The sequence below is a fragment of the Nocardia thailandica NBRC 100428 genome, from assembly GCF_000308795.1.
GTDB lineage: Bacteria > Actinomycetota > Actinomycetes > Mycobacteriales > Mycobacteriaceae > Nocardia > Nocardia thailandica.
On sequence record NZ_BAGK01000297.1, the window covers coordinates 1 to 19,487 of the forward strand.

General features: G+C 66.5%; 15 protein-coding genes. 2 read left to right on the plus strand and 13 right to left on the minus strand.

What is annotated here, in order from left to right:
• Positions 1–456: 456 nt before the first annotated feature.
• The 12 genes from ON36_RS29195 to ON36_RS29250 form a co-directional block, all read right to left on the minus strand.
• A complete protein-coding gene (locus ON36_RS29195; RefSeq protein ID WP_052314477.1) occupies positions 457–690 on the minus strand; it encodes a helix-turn-helix domain-containing protein in 234 nt (77 codons plus the stop codon).
• Between the two features lie 972 nt (positions 691–1,662).
• Positions 1,663–3,096 (minus strand): outer membrane protein assembly factor BamB family protein, encoded by a 1,434-nt coding sequence (locus ON36_RS29200; RefSeq protein WP_083885516.1) that lies wholly within the window; start codon positions 3,094–3,096, stop codon positions 1,663–1,665.
• A gap of 164 nt (positions 3,097–3,260) precedes the next feature.
• Positions 3,261–4,577 carry a glycosyltransferase family 87 protein gene (locus tag ON36_RS29205; RefSeq protein WP_083885517.1) on the minus strand — a complete coding sequence of 439 codons (1,317 nt, stop codon included), beginning with the start codon at positions 4,575–4,577 and terminating at the stop codon, positions 3,261–3,263.
• Positions 4,561–5,109: a TerD family protein gene (locus tag ON36_RS29210; protein ID WP_043660486.1), complete on the minus strand. Its 549-nt coding sequence runs from the start codon at positions 5,107–5,109 to the stop codon at positions 4,561–4,563. The genes ON36_RS29205 and ON36_RS29210 overlap by 17 nt, the downstream gene beginning before the upstream one ends.
• Before the next feature lie 51 nt (positions 5,110–5,160).
• On the minus strand, positions 5,161–6,471 hold the full coding sequence (nhaA, locus tag ON36_RS29215; protein WP_043660489.1) for a Na+/H+ antiporter NhaA: 1,311 nt from the start codon (positions 6,469–6,471) through the stop codon (positions 5,161–5,163).
• A gap of 236 nt (positions 6,472–6,707) precedes the next feature.
• Positions 6,708–7,379: a potassium channel family protein gene (locus tag ON36_RS29220; protein ID WP_373281857.1), complete on the minus strand. Its 672-nt coding sequence runs from the start codon at positions 7,377–7,379 to the stop codon at positions 6,708–6,710.
• Positions 7,372–8,721 (minus strand): TrkH family potassium uptake protein, encoded by a 1,350-nt coding sequence (locus ON36_RS29225; RefSeq protein ID WP_043660513.1) that lies wholly within the window; start codon positions 8,719–8,721, stop codon positions 7,372–7,374. Before ON36_RS29225 ends, ON36_RS29220 begins: the two co-directional genes overlap by 8 nt.
• A gap of 356 nt (positions 8,722–9,077) precedes the next feature.
• Positions 9,078–9,296 carry a hypothetical protein gene (locus tag ON36_RS35150; protein WP_157225063.1) on the minus strand — a complete coding sequence of 73 codons (219 nt, stop codon included), beginning with the start codon at positions 9,294–9,296 and terminating at the stop codon, positions 9,078–9,080.
• Positions 9,297–10,065: 769 nt separating this feature from the next.
• A complete protein-coding gene (locus ON36_RS29235; protein WP_052314479.1) occupies positions 10,066–11,385 on the minus strand; it encodes a sensor histidine kinase in 1,320 nt (439 codons plus the stop codon).
• 43 nt (positions 11,386–11,428) lie between these two features.
• The gene (locus ON36_RS29240) at positions 11,429–12,190 is read right to left on the minus strand and encodes a response regulator transcription factor (protein ID WP_052314480.1); all 762 of its coding nucleotides are present in this window, start codon (positions 12,188–12,190) and stop codon (positions 11,429–11,431) included.
• Positions 12,145–13,500: a glycosyltransferase family 87 protein gene (locus tag ON36_RS29245; RefSeq protein ID WP_245558246.1), complete on the minus strand. Its 1,356-nt coding sequence runs from the start codon at positions 13,498–13,500 to the stop codon at positions 12,145–12,147. The genes ON36_RS29240 and ON36_RS29245 overlap by 46 nt, the downstream gene beginning before the upstream one ends.
• The gene (locus tag ON36_RS29250; protein ID WP_083885518.1) at positions 13,446–13,994 is read right to left on the minus strand and encodes a TerD family protein; all 549 of its coding nucleotides are present in this window, start codon (positions 13,992–13,994) and stop codon (positions 13,446–13,448) included. Before ON36_RS29250 ends, ON36_RS29245 begins: the two co-directional genes overlap by 55 nt.
• A 1,452-nt stretch (positions 13,995–15,446) precedes the next feature.
• Here ON36_RS29250 and ON36_RS29255 point away from each other — a divergent pair.
• Complete coding sequence (locus ON36_RS29255) at positions 15,447–16,118, plus strand: MspA family porin (RefSeq protein WP_043660502.1); 672 nt, start codon at positions 15,447–15,449, stop codon at positions 16,116–16,118.
• A gap of 46 nt (positions 16,119–16,164) precedes the next feature.
• Positions 16,165–16,833 (plus strand): MspA family porin, encoded by a 669-nt coding sequence (locus ON36_RS29260; RefSeq protein WP_043660503.1) that lies wholly within the window; start codon positions 16,165–16,167, stop codon positions 16,831–16,833.
• 909 nt (positions 16,834–17,742) lie between these two features.
• Here the strand turns inward: ON36_RS29260 and ON36_RS29265 are convergent.
• Positions 17,743–18,147, minus strand: a complete 405-nt coding sequence (locus ON36_RS29265) for a nitroreductase family deazaflavin-dependent oxidoreductase (protein WP_306306921.1) — start codon at positions 18,145–18,147, stop codon at positions 17,743–17,745.
• Between the last annotated feature and the right edge of the window lie 1,340 nt (positions 18,148–19,487).

Consider the following 19,487-nt stretch of genomic DNA (forward strand, 5'->3'; position numbering starts at 1 on the left):
CTCGATCTTGATGGTGTTCGGGTCGGCACGGGGGTCGTGGGAAACCTCGATCTCGCGCCGGTAGCTCTCGAGGTTGTCGGGTCGTCAGCCCGGGTCGAGTGCCATCGAGACCAGAAGCTCGCGCGCGAGTTCGTTGAGGGTGGTGGGTGGTTCGGGAGACGGGGGAGTTCTGGGGAACCTCCTGAAAGTTGCGCATGGCTTCGACGATGTTGCGGTGCGCTTCGGCCGCGGTGCTCCCGGTGCGTTGGATCAGGGTGACTCTCCAGGCGCCGTAGTGGCGGACGCTGGTGTGCCATACACCGTTTCGTTTGCGCGGCTTGCTGACTGAACCGAATGTTCCGACGGGTAGGGGCGGTCGTCCGGTCATGACGTCCTTTCGGATGCGGGCACGACACTGCGGCGCTGAGCGCAGTGGGTCAGAGTCCAATTGGGTGCTGAGGAGTGGTGTGCCTGTGTTCAGGGGGTGTGGTGAGAGTTGAGGTGGTGGTGTTCCCAGGCGCGGATGTCGGCCAGGCGGTAGCGGCGGTGGCGTCCCATGCGGGTGTAGCGGGGCCCGGTGCCCGCGGATGCCCAGCAGGCGATCGTCTTGACCGGCAGATGCCAGCGGGCAGCGAGATCGACGCTGCTGAACCAGTTCTCGTCGCTCGGGGGTGCTGGTCGCGTGAACGGTGACGGATCGGTCGCGCACATGCGGCACTCGCTTCGACCCCGCCGATTCTCCCGGTATCGAGTCTAGCCACGATTCCCTGGTGCGGCTCGAGCCCGAGCCCACCGCAATCCGGCGATGCCTCGTGTTCGGAAGGGACGCCGCGCGCGCCGGGCATCCGGCGATCCTGAGCCGGGTCGCCTGTCCCGCATCTGCAGCACTGAGACAGGGCCGGTGAGCGCGGCGAGATCTCGGTCACATCTTCGCCTGGGGAGCGGCAAGGCTGTCTCGAAGCCCGATTTCCGGCCATGGCGGGGCCCCTCCCGGACGCCCGGGAGGCCATTTTTGTGCAATAAGTGTGTGTTCGAGGCGTTCCCGGTCGAATCCCCGGGCATGAGAAACCCCCTCCGACCCAGGTCAGAGGGGGTTTCGCCTGTCGGGCTGACAGGATTTGAACCTGCGACCACCTGGCGACGAGTCGGGTGGTCCGGACCGTGCTTGATGGTGCCGAAAGTGTCTGGCAGGGACCATTTTTCGGATGTGTATACCTGCTGGATACTTCTCACCATCTCCCGTTGTTTCCGGTCATTTCTGTGTGATTTTTGTGTGCCGTGTGGTCTTCCGTCGCCAAGCACGAGCAGCCAAAAGCCCATGACAACGAGTAGCGCGAACGTGAAGAGCGCGGTGGGAAAGGTCAGGATCGCGGTGAAGAACTCACCCACGCGACGGCAGGGCCGTCATTGACAAAGGCGCCGAACGTAAACTATGCACAGAAGTCTCCCCACGTCGAACGAACCTCGAACTAATTCGAGATGCCGACCAGACTTCCCGGCTCACCTGCCCGTGAAGATGCCGTGAAAGCGCTTGGCGCGCAGGTACTGCAGTGGTTGCGGGACCTCGACGAGCAGGCTTCATGCGCGTCAGCCAAGGCGTGGGTGGCCCGCCCGCAAGACCTGTCCTGGAGCGTCTCATGGGCGCTCCGCCGGTGGTTCCTGGCCCGAACCACGGCCGAGAGGTCAGCGGTGGAACTGGAGCTCGTCGGCGCCGTTGCCGTCATTCGCCAACAACGCGAGCCAGTCAGGACCAGCGCCTCGGACCTGGCCGACGTATCTCTCGATTTCCCTTCCCGTTTCGCGGTCGTAGATGATCGTGGTCGGGCGGCCGGCGACTTTGCCGCTCGCCATTCGGCCGCCAACGACAACTCGGTTACCGGTCAGAAAGGTCGTCCGCTGGCTCGGGTAGGGAGCGAATCCCGGATCGGGTACGGACCACTTCTTCTGGCCCGTCTCGAAATCCAGTAGGGAGAGGCCGCCCTGGTCAGCGAATTCGCTGACCAGCAGCGAGCGATCGTCCCCGTCGAGGGGAGTACCACGATCGGTGGCCGCCCATGCTGTGGAACCTGTTGCCAGATCGAACAGTTGAGGGGTTCCGTCCGCGGTGCTCGCCGCGATTTTCGAGCCGCTACCGATCATCTGGCTGAGCTCGGACGCGCCCAGGGCCTTCTTGCAGTCGTTCGCTTTACGTCGGCCACCGTATACCGATGCTGACCACTGTCGCGTTCCGGTAGAGCCGTCGATTGCCTCCAATCCGATTTCGCAGAGGTATTCATTCCTGTCGTGGTCGGTGTTGACGAGCAGCTCGCCGACACTGAAGGTGTACCACGCGTGATGGCCGCCGCGTCCGGGGAGAACGTGACCGGTAGCGGTCGCGATCGAGGCCCATGGCCGGTCTTTGGGGCCGGCTGTCGAAGGTCCGAGCCAGACGGGCAGATATTCCGGTTCCGGTGGTGCCTGCTGGTGCCAGGTTCCGATCACGTCGTGGCCGAGAGTGCCGTTCGCGGGGTGTGGCCACGAGGCCTTTCCGTCGCCGATGCGGTGTCGCATCGTGGTGCACTGCACGTCGGGTGTTCCCATTGCCGTGCAGTCGGTCCGGTAGACCGCGTCACCGTAGACGTTCAGATAATTCGTGCTGGCCTGCCACAGAGTGCGACCCGTAGCTGCCTCGATCACCTCGAACAAGGTCGGGTCGCTGGCTGCGGCTCGCCGCTCGGAGACCACGACGAGCTCGCCGCTGGTCCGATACTCGAATCTCCCTCCGTCGGTGACTTTCTGGTCGCGTCGCCACCGCTCACGACCGGAGGCGCGGTCCAGCGCGATGAACGAGGTTTCCCGGGGCGTGATGACCACCTCGCCCACTACAGCGACCTCGCCTGCGCCGACATCGAACTCTGTCGACCACGCGGCGGGCCGATCGATGGCCGAGGTGCTCGTAGTAGGCGCCGCCTCCAATGAGGTGGAGGCGGGAGTGGCATAGCCCGACTGCTCCGTGCCGCACGCACATGCGAAGACGCTCAATACCGCGACTACAACCCCACAGGCGGTCGATCTGCGCAACTTCCCCCCTGGGACGCTCTGCCGCGCCCTGTGCCACGGCGGAATCGAGAGTATCAAGCGTTAACCCAGCCTGTGCCGTGGCAACAGGGTTCCCCGCCGGCGTGTGGTTCTCGCGCCCGTCGCTACGTGCTCGTTTACATTCTTGGTTCGCCGCAAACGGACATTTGCGAGACTTCCACTGCCATCATTCACACCGCATTCAGCGCTGTCGGGCGCGCGGCTCAGGGTGAGGCCCGCAGCGGTCGCTGCTCGGTCGGGACGTCGGGAGTTGTCTGGTGGTTTGCTCTGGGTAGGTCGGGCCGGGGGTAGTCGGGCGCCAGGTGGAGGGGGTCGATCCCGTGGTGGGTGCGGTGTTCTCGGCGGGCGGCCAGGTACTGGTCGGTGAGTACGCAGAAGATGACGAGCAGAAGCAACGTCCAGCCGAAGGTGGCGCGGGAGTATTCGAGGTTGCGGCCGAGGGCGGGCCAGCGATGCAGCAGCCACGAGTCGTAGGTGGCGAAGCCGAAGACCGCGAGCCACGCCGGCCAGGTGCGCAGCAGCGAGTTGCGCAGGGTGAGGGTGAGCAGCAGCGGCGCGAGGAACAGCGAGTAGTACTGCTGGCCCAGGGAACTGAGAGCGAATTCGGCGGCCAGGAGGACCCCGGCGGCGGTGGTGACGAAGAACAGTTCGTCGTGGCGGTGATAGCGGTAGAGAAGCCACAGGCTGATGGCTACGCAGAGCGCGAGCGCCGCGCGGATGAGCAGGGTGGGCAGGGTGGGGAACCCGTAGTAGGCAGCCATGCCCGAGATCGAGGAGTTGAAGTAGTCGCGCACGCGCAGGCTGTAGGGCAGGTTGTGGACGAAGTAGGTGCCCGGGTCGGCCGCGAGCGGCCAGGCGATCGCGGTCGTGAGAGCCGGGATCGCCAGGGCGGTGGGAATCGTCGACCATTGCCTGCGGACGGCGGGAATCAGCAGCAGGGGTGCCAGGATCGGCTTGATGGCGATGGTGAGTCCGAGCACCACGCCGGCGGCGATGTTGCGGCGGGCCAGGATCGACTCGAGGAAGACGACTTCGGCGAGCAGGAGCAGGCCGTTGATATTGCCGAAGGTGAGAGTGTTGATCAGCGCTTCGGAGGCGAAGAGGGCGAAGTAGGCGCACGGTGCGACGACCGAGCGGTGAGAGTAGCCGAACATGCGCAACAACAGGCCGGTAGCGGCGACCGCGGCCGCGGCGTTGGCGAACAGGAAGACCACGCGCCCGGTGGGTTCGTCGAACACGGTCAGCGGCGACAGCAGCAGAGTGCCACCGGGCGGATAGAGGTAATGCGGGTCGACCGATGCCAAGTTGGCGGTGTAAACGGGCAGGCCCGAGACGAAGGCGTCGAGTGCGGCGTAGACGGGTCGGTAGTCGTTGGTGTAGTCGCCGTGGATGGCCTTGATGAACACGGTATCGGCGGCGGTGACGACGGCCAGCGGCCAGAGAATCAGTGACGCGATCCGGGCCGGTGTCGGTGCGCTGCCGTGTCCCCGCCCCGTCCTGCGATCAGCCGAGGTAGGCATCGAGCTGGGGCAGCGCCTCGACGGGGTGTTCGGCCCAGATGGCTTCGCCGATGTAGGCGAAGTCCCACACTCCCCGGCGTCGGTGGAGTTTGCCGAGCACCATACCGGAGTGGGTACGGCCGGTGGACAGATCGAGTCGGGCGATCTCGTGGCCGGTGGTGTCGTCGACGAGGCGGGCGAAGGCGTTGTCGATCTGGTTGAACCGTTGTCCGGTGTAGCAGGTGACGATGAACAGCACGGTGGTTGTGGTGGGGTACAGGCGTGTGAGGTCGACGGCGATGGTTTCGTTGTCGCCGTCACCCTGGCCGGTGGTGCTGTCGCCGAGGTGGCGTACCGCGCCGTCCTGGGAGGTCAGTTGCTGGTGGTAGGCCACGTCGACGAACCTCGGCCCGGAGAACAGCATGGCTGCGGCGTTGAGGTCGATGTCGGGGCGGCGCCGCCCGTATCGGTCGGGTCGGGCCGGATCCCAGCCGAGCCCCATGGTGACGTGGGTGAGGCCGGAAACGGAAGGCTGGTCGTGTAGGGCGGACACGGACGGGTCACACTCCTCGTCGAGTAGTCGGTGCCGGGAACAGCGGAAGCGTCAGGGAGTCAGCGGGCGTTGATAGACGTCGGGAATACCGTCACCGTCGTCATCGCGTGATTCCTGTTCGGCCATCACGCGATACACCCGGTTGCGGGTTCGCAGGACGAGCGTGGCCAGTATCGCGGCGGTGACGGTGCCCAGGAGCACTCCGATGCGGACGTTGTCGGCGCGCGTGTGGTCTCCGGCGAAGGCGAGTTCGCCGACCAGTAGCGACACGGTGAACCCGATGCCGCCCAGCAGCGCGACCCCGCAGACGTCGGTCCAGGCGAGGTCGTCGTCGAGTTGCGCGCGGGTCAGCCTCGCGGTCAGGAAGGTGGTCACGGTGATGCCGATGAGCTTGCCGGCGACCAGTCCGACGATGATGCCGACGGTGATGAGGTCGGTCACCGATTCAGTGAGGCCGCTGAGGCCGCCGATGGTCACTCCGGCGGCGAAGAACGCGAAGACCGGTACGGCGAATCCCGCTGAGAGGGGCCGTATCCGGTGCTCGAATCGCTGTGCGAGCGCGTCCTGGTCGTCAGAGTGACCCTCGCGAGCCAGGACCGGGACGGTGAAACCGAGCAGCACTCCGGCCACGGTCGCGTGCACGCCCGACTGATGCACCAGCCACCACGCCAGCAGCGCGAGCGGGACCAGCAGCCACGGGGTGGCGACACGGCGTTGCACCGCGAGACCGAACAGCGCGATCGGCACGACGGCCAGAACGAGATAGATCAGATCGACACTGCTGGTGTAGAACACGGCGATCACGGTGACCGCCAGCAGGTCGTCGACCACGGCGAGGGTGAGCAGGAAGGTCCGCAGCGCCGAAGGCAGGTGGGTGTTGATGACGGCCAGGATCGCCAACGCGAAGGCGATGTCGGTGGCGGTCGGGATGGCCCAGCCGTTGAGCGCGCCCGCCGTGCCGGAGAGGTTGATCGCGACGTAGATCAGTGCGGGACAGATCATTCCCCCGACCGCTGCCACGACCGGGAGTGCGGCGCGGCGCGGATCCCGCAGGTCCCCGGCGACGAATTCGCGTTTGAGTTCGAGACCGACGACGAAGAAGAAGATCGCCAGCAGCCCGTCGGCGGCCCACTGGCTCAAGGTCAGGTTCAGATGAAGCGCTGTGGGCCCGACCCGGAACTCGCGCAAGGCGTCGTAGGCCGCCGACCACGGAGTGTTGGCCCAGACCAGCGCGATGAGCGCGGCCAGGATCAGCAGGATTCCGCCGACGGTTTCGCGGCGCAGCACCGCGGCGACCCGGCGCGCCTCGGGCCAGCTGCCCCGTGCGAGAAGCTTGCGGCTCGCCGAGCTGGTCGCGGCCATCAGCGGGTTCCGTGATCGAGGGTGGGGTGGCCCGGTGGGGCCAGGACCGCGCGGCGGGGAAGTCGCATAGGGTGCACCTGTCGTCTCTGAACCCCTCCGACATTTTCGGAGCGAGCTGCCGACCAGACTTCCCGGCGCACCTATCTGTAAAGATGCCGTATAGGTCGTGCTCATGCAAACCGGCCGCGGGCGCAGGGAGCGTGCCGGGTTCGCTCGCGTGGCGGGCTTCAGCTCGATCAGGTCAGGTCGGCGAAGCGTTCGACGGCGTCGATGCGGCCGGAGACGATGAGCTGGTCGCCATCGGCGATGACGGTGTCGGCGGTGGTGTAGGTGAATTCGGCGCCGGGATGTTTGACGGCGACGACGGTGACCTCGAAGCGGTGCCGCAGGCCGCTGGCGGTCAGGGTTTTGCCGATCACCGAGGCGGGTGCGGTGGTCTTGGCCATGGCGTAGTCGGCGTCGAATTCGATGTAGTCGATCATGCGGCCGGTGACCAGGTGGGCGACGCGTTCGCCCATGTCGTGTTCGGGGAAAACGACATGGTGGGCGCCGACGCGTTCGAGGATCTGGCCGTGCTGGCGGCTGGTGGCTTTGGCCCAGATGCGGGGGATGGCGCAGTCGGCGAGCAGGGACGTGGTCAGGATGCTGGCCTCCATGTTGGAGCCGATGCCGACGACCGCGTGCGGGAAGTCGGGGACTCCGAGCTGGGTCAGCGCGTCCATGTCGGTGGTGTCGGCGACCGCAACGTGAGTGAGCTCGTCGGAGAGCTGCTGGACGAGATGCGGGTCGGAGTCGATGGCGAGGACCTCTGAGCCGTGGGTGACCAGTTCGCGGGCCAGCGAGCTGCCGAAGCGGCCGAGGCCGATGACCACGACGCGGGTGTTGTGCCGGCGGGGATTCCTACCCAACAATGGGACGCTCCTCGGGGAGTTCGTAACGGCGGCCGCGGTCGCGCAGGGCCAGCGCGGTCGCGAGGGTGATCGGGCCGAGCCGGCCCAGGAACATCAGGGCGATGAGCACGATCAGACCCGGATCGGCGATCTCGGCGGTGATCCCGGTGGAGAGCCCTACGGTGCCGAACGCGGAGACGACTTCGAACAGCACGACATCGAGGTCCATGCCGGTGATGGTGAGAAGAGTGATGGTGCCGACGACGACCGCGCCCATGCCCAGCAGCGCCACGGTCACGGCTTGGCGCTGGACGGGAGCGGCCAGGCGGCGGTCGAGGACGTGCACGCTGGGTTCACCACGGATCTCGGCGGCGATGACGAACGCGAGCAGAGCGAACGTGGTCACCTTGATCCCACCCGCGGTGCCGGCACTGCCGCCGCCGATGAACATCAGGACGTCGGTGAAGAACAGCGTCGAGGAGTGCATGGCTCCCACATCGACGGAGTTGAAACCGGCCGTGCGTGGGCTGAGCCCGTGGAAGCCGCCGGCGAGCAGCTTGTCGGCGATGGTCAACGGGCCGAGCGTGCCGGGGTTGGTCCACTCGAACCCGATGACTGCGATGACACCGGCGATCGCCAGGCCGGCGTAGGTGATCAGCGTGATCCGGGTATGCAGCGACCAACGGCGTGCGCGATGGTGGCGGCGGATCGAGCGCGCGACCTCGAACACGACCGGGAAACCGAGCCCGCCGACCACCAGCGCTGTGGTGATCGGCACGATGATCCACGGGTCGGCGGCGAACCCGACGAGGCTGTCGCTGTAGAGGGCGAACCCGGCGTTGTTGTAGGCGGACACGGCATGGAATATCCCCAGATACAGTCCCCGCCAGCCATCCTGGTCGTAGGCCAGGATGAACCGTGCGCTCAGGATCGTGGCGACGACGGCTTCGACAGCCAGGCTCATGCGGATAACGCCGATCACGACGCGGCGGCTCTCTCCCAAGCGCAAAGTCTTGGTTTCCGAGGCGGCGACCAGCTGCATCCGCAACCCCATCCGCCGCGCCACCAGCAACCCCAGCAGTGAGGCCAGCGTCATGATGCCCAACCCGCCGATCTGGATCAGCCCGAGGATGACCAGTTCGCCGAACATCGACCAGTGCGTCTCGGTGTCGACCACGACCAACCCGGTCACACAGACCGCCGAGACAGCGGTGAACAGTGCCGTCATCGCCGAGGTCGCCGTCCGCGACTCGGCCGCGATCGGCAGCATCAGCAGGACGGTCCCGATCACGGTCGCGGTGCCGAATCCGAGTACCACGACACGGGCGGGATGGCGCGGGTTGAGAATCAGCCGAGCCAGCTCCCGCGCGCGGCTCTCGCGGGCGTCGGGCGGGCGGCGGGTCACCTGCGCCGACCATCCTCGGTGCACGGGTCAACCGATGCTCGCATCCTGCGGTGAGGAGAAATCACGAGGATCCAGCCTAGGTGCGCGGGGGTGTCGCATTCACTGATCCGGGGTGTATGGATTCTGTAAAAGCCTGGGCGGCGGTGAATGGGGCGTGGGGGCGAGCTTGCCGCTGCCCGCGGTGAAGTCGTCGGATCTGCGGTGAAGACGTCGGAGGAGGTTCCGCCCCTGTCGACTGCGGCCGGTGCGGTCGAGGTAGTGCGGGCGTCGGTGACAGTCCGACCGGGCCCATTGAACGATGCAGGTATGAGTCAGGAAGGTGCAAGTGGAAGGGGGCACGATATGGCTCCGGCGATGGTGATCCAATGCTCGCCGTCCTGGTCGTGAGTGCGTGTGGTGCCCGCGAATCGGAGGTCGGCGAGGTCGGTGCTCGTGGTGACGCGCAGGTCGTTTTCGGCCTCGGTGGCAGGTGCCGCGTCGAAGGTGACTGCGGCCAGCGATCCGGTGTTGTCGAGGTAGACGATCTCCATCGAAGGGGTGCCTGTAGCGGGCACAGTGAGGAACAGGGCCGGTGCGTCGGTGTCGGTGCGTCCAGCCGCGTACCACCAGCCGCTGACCGCGCTGGAGTGTGCGCGGTAAGCGGTGCCGCAGCGAGTTCGTGCGAGCAGGGTGCCGTGTCCGGCACCGTCGACGGTCAGGGTCGTCGTACCGAGGTTCGCGGCGGCGGGCAGCGGCGGTTGGGCCGGCCGGGTGTGGCCGGCGGCGGTGTCAACGCGCAAGATCAGCTGCAGTGCGTGCGGTGGGGCGAGGGCTTGGTCGGGGTGCTTGCGCGCCGGGGCCTGCGGCTGTGATGCGGGATATCGGGTCGTCGGGGGTGGCATGTGGGTCGGTTGGGCGCCGCAGGCGGTGACTGCCGCTGCGGTGGCCGCAACGAGGTATCTCAGTGACCGCACCACTCCATTGTCGCGCATACCGGTCCCCGACGGGTCATCCGGAGGTTGCCGTGATGCATCGTGAGGAATGGGGCCATCGGGCGGCGACGACATTCGCCGGTTTCGCGGGATCTGCCGCGGTCGCACGCCGGTGTACGACCGCTGAGCAGCAGTTGTGGTTCATCCGCGGGGGCGGTGCGTGTTCGCGGCGCCCGATGGCCACACGCATCGGGGCCGCGCGCTGACACCGGGGAGCCCACATCGTGGCCGGTGACGAGTGCGCAGCTGTCGGCGGGCAGCGCCGTCCGATGCTGGTTCGATACTGCCGAGAATGTATTGCGGTCGATCGGGATACCGGTTTGCGGTTCTATGACAAGCCGGATGTCGCGGCGGGTAGGCGGATGGTGAAGCACGCTCCGCCTGTAGGGCGTTCGGTGTAGTCGATCCGGCCGTGGTGGGCGGTGACGATTTCGTGGACCAGTGCCAGCCCGATGCCGGTGCCGCCGCTGGGGCCGGCTGTGACGAACCGTTCGAAGATCCTGTGCCGGTCCGGCGGCGGAACTCCTGGCCCCTCGTCCGCGACGTCGAGGACGACGGTGTCGCCGTCGTGGCTCAGGTGGATGTCGGTGACCCCACCGCCATGGCGTTCGGCGTTGTCGAGCAGGTTGGTGATCACCCGTTCGAGTTCGAGGCGGCGACCGTGCACCGGCATCGATTCGTCAGTGGACAACACGGTGGGCGGGAGTCCTCGCGCGTGCACGCAGTGGGTGACGAGAGTGGTCAGTGAGAGTGTTTCGATGTCGGATCTGTGGATGCCGGCCTCGGCGCGGGCGAGGGCGAGCATGTCCTCGAGCAGGTGTTTGAGGTGGTCCGTTTCCTCGAGCAGCAGGGTCAGAGCGGTGCGGGGGCGGGCGGAGAGTTCGTGGCGGTGCCCGGCCAGCACCGTCGCGGTCGTGGTGAGTGTGGTCAGCGGTGTGCGCAGTTCGTGGCCGAGGTCGGAAACCAATCGGCGTTCGTGGGCGATGCGCTGCTGTAGTGAATCGACCATCGCGTTGAAGGACTCGACGGTTGTCGCGAGGTCGGGGTCGGTGGTGGGTGGTAGTCGGCGGTCGGGTTCGCGGCCGGCGATGCGCGCGGCTGTGGCGGCTATCTGCCGTAGCGGAGTGAGTGCCCGCCCGGCGACCCAGGCCCCGAGCGCGGCGCCGATAGCGGCTGTGACCAGCGAGCATGCCAGCAGCAGTTTGCGCAGCATTGCCAGGTTGGAGTGCAGCTCCTGCAGGGGCGCAAGTTCGTAGAGCACGGCGTCGAGGGAATCGACGGTGGTGCGTACCAACAGATAGGGTTTACCGCTGATGGTCGTGCGCTGCATGGCACCTGGTCCGGCTGTGTCGATGACGGTGGCGGCGAGCGGCATGGTCGGCGTGTCGAGGTCGCTGGTGTTAGCGATCAAGACGTCGCCGTGGTCGAGCAGGACGATAGTGCCGGTGGGCAGGGTGAGGTCGTCGAGCACGTCCTGCGCTGATGCGGTGGGGTCGGCTAGCCGGTAGGCGGTGATGTCGGCGTGTGCGGCAGCCGTGCGTTCGACGGTTCGTTCGCGTTGGGAGGTCATGTAGTCGGCGCTGACGGCGTAGACCGAGACTGACAGCAAGATGGCCACGAGCCCGGCATTGAGGACCGAGGTGAGCATGACCCTGGCCCGCAGCCCGGACGGGAGTCGCCGACAGGGCCGCTCAGACTTGGGCATCGAAGCGGTAGCCGAGTCCACGAACGGTCTTGACGATCTGGGGGTCGGCGGGGTCGCGTTCGATCTTGGTGCGCAGGCGGCGGATGTGCACATCGACGATGCGTTCGTCGCCGTGGAATGCACGGTCCCAGACCCGGTCGAGAAGCAGTTGGCGCGACAGCACGAGACCTGAATGGTCGACCAGTTCGCACAGCAGACGGAACTCGGTGAGGGTCAGGTGCAATGGTTGCCCGGCCAGGCGGACACTGCCGTGGTCGCGGTGCAAGACGAGCCGCCGGTCCGGGGCTGCGTCGAGGACATGATCGGTGGGTTCGCGTTCGGTGCTCAGCGGACGGGATCGGCGGCGCAGGGCGCGGATGCGGGCGGTGAGTTCCTTGACTTCGTAGGGCTTGGTGACGAAGTCGTCGGCACCGACCTCGAGCGCGGCGACGACGTCGTGGGTGTCGTCGCGGGCGCTGACCACGATGATGGGGACGTCGTGGTCGCGGCGCAGTTCACGAATGCAGGTGAAGCCGTCGGTATCGCCGAGCATGAGGTCGACGATCACGACGTCGGGGATCCCGTCGGTGTCGACGAGGCGCAACGCGGTTTCGGCGGATTCGGCTTCCTCGACGAGATAGCCCTCGTCTTCCATCGCCAGGCGCAGCGCGCACCGGACCCGGACGTCGTCCTCGATGATCAACAGACGGGCGGGCGTGGTGGTCACCGGCGTGTGGTCGTGGTGGGAGCTCGACGGTCGAGGGAGCATGCCGGGTCCTTTCTCGGTCGATCGGGGCTGGAAAGCCCCGGTGGTGGTGCGGTGGGCAGGTTCCCCGGTAGGCGCTCGTTGCGGCGCAGGGTCAGATAGTGGTCACCGAGAACGCAGAAGACGACCACCAACAGCAGGACCCAGCCGAACAGTGCCCGCGAATATTCGAGGTCACGGCCGAGCGCAGGAAAGCGGTAGAGCAGCCACTTGTCGTAGGTGAGGAAACCGAAAACCGCGAGCCAGGCCGGCCAGTTCCGCAGCACCGAGCGGGGACGGACTACTGTCAGCAGGAACGGCAGCAGGAACAGCGAATAGTACTGCTGTCCTAAAGAACTGAGAACGAACTCCCCGGTGAGCAGGACGCCGGTCGCCGTGCACACGAACATCAGCTCGTCGTTGAGGTGCTGTCGGTAGAGCAACCACAGCGAGGTTGCCACGATGACGGCGACGACTGCCCGGGCGGTGAGGACGACCGCGGGGTGCAGGCCGTGGTAGGCGCCGAATCCGGAGATCGAGGAGTTGAAGTAGTCGCGCACTGCCAGGCTGTACGGCAGGTTGTGCACGAAGTAGCGGCCCGGATCGGCTGCCAGCGGCCACGCCAGCGCGGTCGCGGCTACCGGCACCGTCAGCGCGGCGGCGACGGTGGACCACTGGCGCCGTACCAGCGCGATCAGCAGTAACGGGGCCAGGATCGGTTTGATCGCGATAGTCAGGCCGAGCACCACCCCGGCAGCCAGATCGTGGCGGTGCAGCAGCAGGGCCAGGAACACTGCTTCGGCCAGCAGGAACAGCCCGTTGATGTTGCCGAAGGTAACGGTGTTGATCAGGCCTTCGGAGGTGAACAACACTAGATAGCAGACCGGTGCCAGCAGCGACCGATGCGAGTACCCGAACACACGCAACAGCACGGCCACGCCGACGACCGCGGCCGCGACATTGGCGAACAGGAATACCAGCCGTCCGGTCGGCTCGTCGAACAGCCCGAGCGGGCTCAACAGCAGCGTTCCTCCCGGCGGGTACAGGTAGTGCGGGTCGACATAGCGCAATTCGGCGGTGTAGACAGCTTCGCTGTCGAGGAAAGCGCGCACCGCGCTGTAGACGGGGCGGAAGTCGTCGGTGACGCTGCCGTGTATCGCTTTGCCCCAAATGGTGTCGATCGCGGCGACGATCGCAGCGGGCCACAGGATCAGACACGCGATCTGCTCCACGGTGGGCGCCTGCGGGTCGCGCGATGTCCGCAGACGGCCCAGCGCGCTCAGTTGAGGTATCCGTTCAGCTGGGGGACTGCCTCGATCGGGTGCGAGGCCCACATCGGTTCGGCGATCGTGCCCCACTGCCAGCGCCCGCTGGTGCGGTGGAGCTTGCCGACCACGAGCCCGGTGTGGGAGCGGGCGCTGGCCAGGTCGAGGCGGATCAGGTCCGCTCCGGTGACATCGTCGCGCACGTGGCAGAACCCGTTCTCGATCTGTCCGAGACGCTGGCCGGTATAGCAGGTGACGATCAGCACGATGCTGGTGACAGGCGTGTGCAGGCGAGTCAGGTCGATCGCGATCATCTCGTTGTCGCCGTCACCCTCACCGGTGGTCGAATCGCTCAGATGCCGGACCGCGCCGTCACGAGACATCAGCTGCTGGTGGTAGGAGATGTCGGTGAACTGCGATCCGGAGTACAGCATGGCCGCGGCGTTCAGATCGATCGCGGCCGGAGTCCGGTTGAACATGCGCGTGCGCCGCGCCGGGTCCCAGCCCAACCCGAAGGTGACATGTTCGAGTGCTGTCTCGTGGCGGTACATCGGTGTGGACATGGTCGAGACTCCCTGGAGGATCGGTGTGTCAGTGCGCGACGGCTAGTGGCTTGACAGCTACGGGCGCTGTCCGGTGTCGAGGACACCGTCCCCGTGGCGGCTTTCGGTGACAGTCAGCAGGCGGTAGCGACGGTCCAGGTCCAGCGCCGCCGGTCCGACTCGCAGACCGAGCAACCACTCCCACCCGTCGGACCTGGGCTGTTGGCGCACGCCAGAGCCGCTGCGATCAGCAGCAACCCGCCAACTCGGCGCAAGATTTCGCTGACCCGCCGGGCCTCGGGCCACCTCCGGCGGGCCGACACCCGGCGCGGCGTCACGCTCGTCACCGGTCACGCGCATGGTGCGACGATCTCTGCCCGGGGCACGACAACCCAGGCGGTCCACACTGGTCACGGGTTCACCATTCTCGATCGAGCCCGCCCGAATCGTTCGAGGCGAGCTGCCGACCAGACTTCCCGGCGCACCTGATGTAAAGATGCCGTAAAGGGCACGCCGACTGCAAGCCGAAGTGCTCGCGCGTGCCTGGCCGGGCGCCGCGACTACTGGTTCTGCCACAGGTCAGCGGGTGGTTCCGGTGTTCCCGGCGGAATGTCGTCGTCGATGGTGACCACGATCCCGTATCTGCCAAGTTCGCTGCGAATACGCTGTGCGAGTTCCGGTGAGGTCCGGTAGTCCAACGTCACAGCGCCTTCGGGAAAGCGCAGCCGGACCCGGACCTGTGACGGGGGGTCGGACGCTGTCACCGAGTGTGCCCGGCGGCGCTGGCCCGGCATCGACGCGGCATGGCCCCTGGCATCGTCGCTTCCTTCCGTTGTCGGTTGCTGCATTTTCTCGTGTAGGCGCGCGGATGCCGGGCACCCCTCGAACGGCCCGGCACCTGTCGAACCCGTTCGATGGCACACGCGACGCACGACGATGTCAGTAGAGCTTTGCAGTCGCCCGACAATCACATTGCGATTACATGACAGGTTTGGTGGACTTGCCTCGCCGCCGGGCGAGTATCGATCCGGCTGATCGGAGCGGACGCTGCATCGGGGGCTCGACGGTGCTGACTCTGGGCAGACGGGTCCGGCCTTTCAGCCGCCGATGCAGGGGGCTGCTGACCCGATCCGGACGTGTGGGCGGGTCTGGCCCGGGGGACCGCCGCCGCGGAGTGTCCGACCCCTGCGGACGAACCTCGGCTGCACCCGAAGTAGGGCGGGGTGCCGTGCCCTGCCCTCGGGTGTAGCTCTGCGCCGCCACGGAGCTGGGCCGAGTTCGAATGTGACAACGGTGTGACGTTTTCTGTTACGTGATCGAAAAAAGTTGTCCAACTTCTTGTTTCGCGCGTTTTACCTGGGGTCTTCAGACAGGTCCGCGTAAGGAAACCGTGTGCGTTGAGGCTGGCAAGCCCGGTCGTTCGTCACCCACGGCAGGGCCGGGTCCAGTTGTTAAAACCTGATGAGGGAGAGAATGAGAATCAACCGCTTCACCGTCGGCCGTCCCCGTCTTCGAGCACTCACTGCCGGAGCATTGGCGGCGGCAACCGTCGGTGTCGTCGCCGGCAGCTCCGGCGCCGATGTGGTCGTGCCGTTGCCCGACGGGCAGCGCTCGGGGCCCGGCGTCACCATGACACGTACCGGCGAACGTGTGGTCGTGTCGCCTTCGATGGCCGCCAACGGCGCGGGTCGGGTGGCCTGGGTGACCGGCACCGTGACCGCCGACGTGGCCGCCACTCCGGAAGGGGAGCAAGGCCCGCACAACGGCGCGGCGAACAAGCCGGGCTCGAACAATTCCTCGACGCACGGGCAGTCTCAGCTCAACACCGGCTACATCATCGGTTGCCAGGTCTCGATCGGCGACGACGCGATCTCCGCAGGTGTTTCCGGCGGCATCGACCTGTCGGGATTCAGCGTGGGCGGGTCCGCTGGTGTCGACATCGGTCCCGGGCAGGTGAAGTTCGTGCAGATCGGCGCCAAGAACATCGCTGAGGCAGGCGTGTACTCCGTCGAGTACCAGGACGTGGAAATCGAGGTACAGGGCTGCGCCGGTTACGCCCAGGCCCGCGCCTACACCGTGGTCGAGATCATCGGTGACCACTATTCGAAGACCACCCTGTACGGCGCACCTTTCAGCATCGGCTGACCCGCCCGAAACGCTACTCGCAGAATCTGATTCGAGGATGACAAATATGATCGACCGGAAGAACCCTGTGCGCCTGGCCGCCCTGGCCGGAGCCGTGGCCGTGAGCTTCGGCCTGCTGTCCACCGGCGCCGCGAATGCCGACACTGTCGTGACGTTGCCGGGCGGCGAAATCGTCAAGACCCTGTCCGACGGTACGGTGGTAACCGTGCGCCTGGTGGGAGAATCGGCCACCATCAGTCCGTCGATGGGCTCGACTCCGGTGCACCGCAACGCCTGGGTCTCGGGCAGCGCTCAGGTGGAACTCTCCGGTGAGAACGCCGAGGGCGGCAAGATTTACCCGGGGTATGTGGTGGGCTGCCAGGTCAACATCGCCGGCGGCGGAATCGAGGGAGGCGTCGAAGGTGGCAGCAACTGGGAGGGCGATGATCCCTCGGTCGGCGTGGAATCCGGAGGCGAACTGTCGCTGGGACCTGGACAGGCTCAGTCCTTCTATGTACTCGACATCGAGAAGCCCGACGACTACGGCAACGAGGACCACGCGACGAACAACAAGTTCAAGGGGGCCAGCGGCTCGGTCACCTGGGCCGACTCCACCATCGGCCTGACCGGCTGCGGTGGCTACGCCCAAGCGCGGGCGTTCGTGAAGGTCAAAGTCGAAACCGACCACGTGAACTCGGTGGTCACCCTGTGGGGTCAGCCGTTCAGCATCGGCTGAGCGATCAGATCCAGTCGATGGGCCCGGCGCCTCAGGACACTCGCCGGGCCCATCGCACCTGATCGAACACCAGTTGTCGACGTCACCAGGATCACCGAGCCGGTGCGCGGCACCACCCCTCGAGGTCGTCCCGCAGGACTGACTCGATCGTTGTCGGGTTCGTCCCGGAAAGTCGTCGCGGCTTCGAAAGACGCGCCCATGTCAGATGCTGTGGAGGGCGTAGGACGCCTGCCGTCAGCGCCCTGCTGATGTAGTCGTGTCGTGTCTGCGTGCAGCGCCGCGCGGGTCAGTCTAGTTGTGTCGGTGGCGCGTTCGAGGTCGTAGGTTGGCGCTCTCGGCAGGACACATCGAATACGGTCCTGCGGGCGAACTGGGAATCTGGCCCGGTCGACTGATTATTGAGGCCGGATGCTCGCTGAGCTGGAATGTTTCGGCTCGCTGCTGACACGCTGCGCCGATCGGCGAGCATCGCGCGACTCGATGGGCTCGTCCGGGGTCCGGCCCTCAAGCACGTGTTCGGTGCCTTTCCACTGGGTTCGATCCGTCGTCCGCCGGGCAGTTTCCGTGTCGGCGGGTCCGGTCGCGGGTGCCCCTCGAGCGTCGACCGGCACCGCGCGGGCGGTAGACAGGCGGCCTCAGTGTCGGCGCGCCGATATTCTTTCATTGGCGAGCTCGGGCCCACGGACGTTCGGGCCGTTCACGGCATGAACTCCGCCGCGTCGCTCGGTCACGTCATGCCGAGGAATCCGAGGCGCGCGGTTAGCGGGTCGGGTGAACTCTTCGGCGTAGGCCAGATGACGTCGTATGCGATCGGCGCTTGGTCCCGGATTTCGGGCATGATCTGGTCTCCTGAGGGCGCCGAACGAGCGGTCGAGCGTTGTCGAACGAGGTTGCGGCGGTGGCAAATGGTCAGTTTATGTGCACGCGGACCATGGGCAAGGTGTCGATGGGGGCGCCGGTGGCGTACTCGATGGTGGCGCGCAGCTTCTTCCAGGCACCGGGGTGAGTCTGGATATACCGGTTCAGCGCGGCGGCGGATTCGGCCGCGGTCATGGGCACGGAAGTGGCCGGCGCGGCGCGGCGCAGGCCGCACCAAACCCGCACGCCGCGGTGGGCTTGGATGTTGCGGTACCACTGGGCGCGGTCACCGAAGCCGGACACGATCACATATTCGCCGGGCGCAGGCCGGTCCACGACCTCCAGCACGACATAGCGGCGGGCTCCGGTGCGGCGGCCGATGTGTTCGAGCATCAGCAGCCGGGTGCCGAACAGGAAGCCAAGGCCGACCCGGTACACGATGATCGGCGCGCGCACGAACCACCTCGTCTGTAAAGCGCGGCCCCCGAGACGGGCGAAGCTGTCGGACATTGTCATCGCGGTCCTTCCTCTGTTGAGCTCTGCTCTGCTTGCACTGCAGGGATTACCGGTCGTGTAGGTGTGCGACTGAGCCTGTGGGCGTGTCGCTTTCGGGCCATTGCGGGTGAGCGATCTCCGGCTCGAGGGCGGCTATCAGGATCGGTTCGCGGTGGCACTCAATCCGCGGCGGTAGTTGGTCGGGATTTCGGTGGCGCAGCGATCGAGGCCGTCGGCCGCTAACAGATCGACGTCGAGCACGTCGGTGAGGCGGCTGCGCTACATCAGCACGGCCAAATCGTGGGCGAGTAGAATCATGGCCCGCACCGCCTGGTCCGCGCCGCCATCGACGTGTCCAGCCTTCCGCAGGGCGGTCAGCGCAGCCTCTGCAGCAACGAAGGGCCGGCGGAACAGCACCGTCCTGGCTCACCATCGGACAGTAACATGGGCCCGAGATAGGCCGGAATCGGTGCGTTGGCAGCAGTTCCACCACAAGCAACTCTGTGACCGAGGCCCGCACGAGGGGGTCGGCCCTGCCGGTGGCGTGGCCGAGCATCTGCTCGAAGATCGTGGCAACATGCTCATATATGCGGGGTGCCCCGGCGGCGCGGGGCCGGGTGGACTCCAGGTGCGGTTCTCTACCCTTGAACCGCGTGACTGGATCGGGCGCCGGTAACCAGAACTGCGGTAGTGGGGAAGGTGCGTACCGCGGTGGTGGTGTTGTCGATGACCGGGTACGCAGCCCCTCGCGGTGCAGCAGGTGCTCGCCGAGGCGTCGTGTTCACTTGTGGGTTCAGAGCGGGCTCGGCGCTCGCGCCAACGTGATTGCCGGGCAGGTCGATCAGCGGGAGTCCCGGCTGATCGGCAAGCGCTCGAGTGGTCCGGCGCGTTAGGAGAAGTACTCCAATTTGCCTGGGTCGCCTGCCGCCGGCGGTGCGGGAGCCTGCCGGTATGCGCGACGTGCGAGTGCGGTGATCGGTTCCGTGAGATTGTCCGGCGTCGGCCGAGTTGCCTGACAGGGTCTTGCTGAGGCACCGTGTGAAGCGGTGTGCCGGGAAGTCTGGTCGGCGGCGTGATCCAGCGTGGATCGCGCTTCGTTGTCGACGGCGGAGGAGGGCACGACATGATGCGGATGCACACCGCGATGCCCTCCATACGCTGTCCCGTGCTCGGGTGGGCAGGGCTGGCGGTTGCGGTTGTTCGGTGTTCTGAGCCGCAACCGTGCACCGCCACCTCGCGGGAAGTGCTCGGTGCAGGGAAGTAGGACGGCGCATCTCATCACGAACACAATGGGCAAATAC